Below are 3,157 nucleotides of genomic sequence, written 5' to 3' on the forward strand. Positions count from 1 at the left end.
GATGCCTTCTTGGTCGATTGGAATTGGTGGCTATGAAATCAATGTTTAGCGACTTTATGAACTTTCTGAATAGGTATTCCGGACCATTTTTACTATTTCCTCCCATGAATAGAATTGTTGTGATCCCCGTATTGTTTTCCAAACAAGCCAACAGATTTCTCAGATCAATATGATCCATACCAACATCGGAAGCATCGATTTTCAATCGCCTGCAACTTTCAATTATATCACATATCCCTATCTTTTGCTTTATAAGAAAATTTTTTCTTTGTTGAATAGCTTCATTTGTTGGTTCATACAAAAGGTCAAGATCGAATATTTGCGAAAGTATCGGCCAGAGCAAGCCATATTTACTGCCATAACAAAAATCCACATCTTCACTTAATAATTCTCCAGTACTAAATCTGGGAGGAGGAATAGTACCTACAATCAATGTGGTTGCGTTTTCCGGAATAAAAGGTGGATAAGGATGTTGGTGTAAAAACATTGATGAAGTGAATTTAAAAATCTTTTTTCGAATTATTCACCCTTATAGAACACGATGGTATTAATGGTCTTAAAGATGATTCGAATATCAAGCGTGATCGATCTGTTTTTTATATAATACAAATCGTATTCTAATTTTTTTAAAGAGTCTTCAATGCTCGACCCGTATTCATATTTTACCTGTGCCCAGCCTGTAATCCCTGGTTTTATAAGATGTCTGGAATCGTATAGCGGAATGCTTTTGACCAACTCATTAATAAATGTCTTTTGTTCAGGTCTGGGTCCTATCAGACTCATATCACCTTTTAAAACAGACCAAAACTGTGGTAATTCATCAATCCGTAGCTTTCGAATGATCTTGCCAAACTGAGTCACTCTTTTATCTCCCTTAATAGTCATTTTTGCACCATCCTTTTCAGCTTCAACGATCATGGACCTGAACTTAACAATCTCAATTTCTTCCCCGCCTTTTCCAACTCTCTTTTGTTTGTAAAACAAAGGACCTTTATTAAAAAACAAATTCATAAATAAGATAAGGGGACTTAGCACCAGCATCGTAAAAAGACCTAAGAAAGAAGAAATAATATCAATTGCCTTATGCCATAAGAGGTATACATAGTTATTGTTGTATTTGGAAATTGGCAGAATTGTATATAATTGATTTCCGGCAAATTGAACAGGAATAGCTTCTTTAACTTCCTCGTATAGTTTAAAATAAGTTTTTACCTGAACTCCATTTCCGATGGCTTTAACCAATGAGGTATTCAAGGCATTGGAAATTGATTCCTGGTCTTTATCCATGATAATGATGGTGTCAATTAATTTCTTGTCTACAATTCTTTCAACGGCTCTCGACAAGCTGTCAATTTGTTTTTGATCCGCTGAGACTTTGTAGTTGCTTACAACCTTCAGGCCATATTCAAATTCATTTCCAACAAGGGCCCTGCTCACCTCATTAATGGAGGTCTGATCATTTTCTATCCCGCTAAGAATAATACATTTTTTTGCAAACACATTAGAATGTATCACCGAAGCGTAAATAATACGCCAGATGATCAATAAGGAGGTAAATCCGAAAATGAAAATGAATAGATTGGAATTGCTGATGATGGTATTCAAACCAATGGCAGCTGTCAAAAAATAGGTAAATGTAAATATGATTCCAATAAAAAAGGAAAGCGGTAATACCTTTCGGGTCTTGTTCACATAATCAAGGTCATAAAAGTTGAAAATGATCGTCAGTATCCAAAAAAAACCAACCGCTGCGAATAAGTTTAGGTTATAGTTCTGAATGAATTCATAAATTTCAAGATGTGGAGTCGCTGCTCTATGGAAGTACAAAAGACATAAAAAAAGCAAGCTCATATCAACAAAAGCAAGCAGTGTTTTTTTGTGCCATAGCCCCAGTTGAGGAAGTGAGATCGTTCTCTTTGTATTTTCCTGAATTTTATGAACCGAATTCAACATGATTCTATTTGTGGCAAAGATACTATTTTCACATTGCTTTGGTGAAATTTATCTTGTATTCAAAATAGAAAAATAAAAAGGATATCATTCTGAAAACAGATCCAAGGGTCGATAAACCCACCTGATTGCGATAAAACAAATAGTTTTCTCTCAGAAGTTTCCACTTGTTGTTGCTTAAGGACTTATTTCCATATCGATAGTAAGCTAAAGGTTCATCTATAGATTCGGCCCATTGTGTTTGAGAGAGTAGTTTAAGCCATAATCCCCAATCCTGTCTTTTTTTATGTGTGCTCATATACACCTTGCCAAATTTTTGAGTATCATAAACCGATGTAAGACATCCAATATAGTTGTTTCTTAGCATTGTTCTTGTGTCTACTTTCGTCAACGCTTTTCTGTAAGTTCCGTTGCCAACGCCCTTTTCATCCATAAGAAAAAAAGAACTAAAACAAAATGAGATGTTTTTTGAGTTCATAAAGTTTAGTTGCTTTTCCAGTTTGTCTGATACCCAAAGATCATCTGAATCCAAAAAAGCAATATACCTGCCTGTTGCAGCTTCAATTCCCTTGTTTCGAGCAACTCCGGCTCCACTATTTTCGTTTAGGCAAATCAAGTGAATTCTGGGGTCGGAATATTCTTTGACAATTTTAATTGAATTGTCTTCTGAGTAATCATCTATGATAATCATTTCAAAGTCTTTATAAGATTGTTTCAAAACGGAATCAATCGTCTCAGCAATATATTTCTCTGAGTTGAAGAGCGGTGTTATGACTGACACTTTTTGATTAGACATGTTGCAATCTCTTATAAGATGATATCCCTTCAAACATGATTTGAATGAATTTGATCAATGATATGGATGATAGTTTGTATTTTTTTAGGGCAAAAGCAATGGAGATCACATAAGCCTTCCAACCAAAGATTCTGCAGAGCATGGCTCCCTTGCCCATAATTAGTGAATAATTATTCGTGTAGTTATAGCCAGAGGATTCTTTGGGATGTTGTACGATAGGAATGGGAACGTATTTTATTTTTAGGCCCTTTTTCAAAGCATCAGACAGAAATATCGCTTCTTCTCCTGTTGGAAATGTAGATCCAAGACCAAATTTTTCGTCGAACTTCAAATTGTTTTTGAGTATAGAGTCAGATCGAAAGGCAATTTCAACGGAGGAAACTTTCATAATAGCTCTCTGATTCATCCAAA

The 3,157-nt window shown here is 35.2% G+C and carries 4 protein-coding genes; all 4 read right to left on the reverse strand.

Going from position 1 to position 3,157, the window contains the following annotated elements:
* On the reverse strand, positions 1 to 487 hold a 487-nt coding region (locus ACR2MV_RS15650; protein WP_434023140.1), incomplete at its 3' end, for a uracil-DNA glycosylase family protein.
* A gap of 32 nt (positions 488 to 519) precedes the next feature.
* Positions 520 to 1,953 (reverse strand): exopolysaccharide biosynthesis polyprenyl glycosylphosphotransferase, encoded by a 1,434-nt coding sequence (locus ACR2MV_RS15655; protein WP_434023142.1) that lies wholly within the window; start codon positions 1,951 to 1,953, stop codon positions 520 to 522.
* 28 nt (positions 1,954 to 1,981) lie between these two features.
* Positions 1,982 to 2,746 (reverse strand): glycosyltransferase family 2 protein, encoded by a 765-nt coding sequence (locus tag ACR2MV_RS15660; RefSeq protein ID WP_434023144.1) that lies wholly within the window; start codon positions 2,744 to 2,746, stop codon positions 1,982 to 1,984.
* Positions 2,739 to 3,157 (reverse strand): hypothetical protein (locus tag ACR2MV_RS15665; protein WP_434023145.1); only part of this gene is annotated, 419 nt, incomplete at its 5' end. The genes ACR2MV_RS15665 and ACR2MV_RS15660, both read right to left, overlap by 8 nt.

The organism is Lutimonas sp., assembly GCF_051011215.1.
Classification (GTDB): Bacteria; Bacteroidota; Bacteroidia; order Flavobacteriales; family Flavobacteriaceae; genus Lutimonas.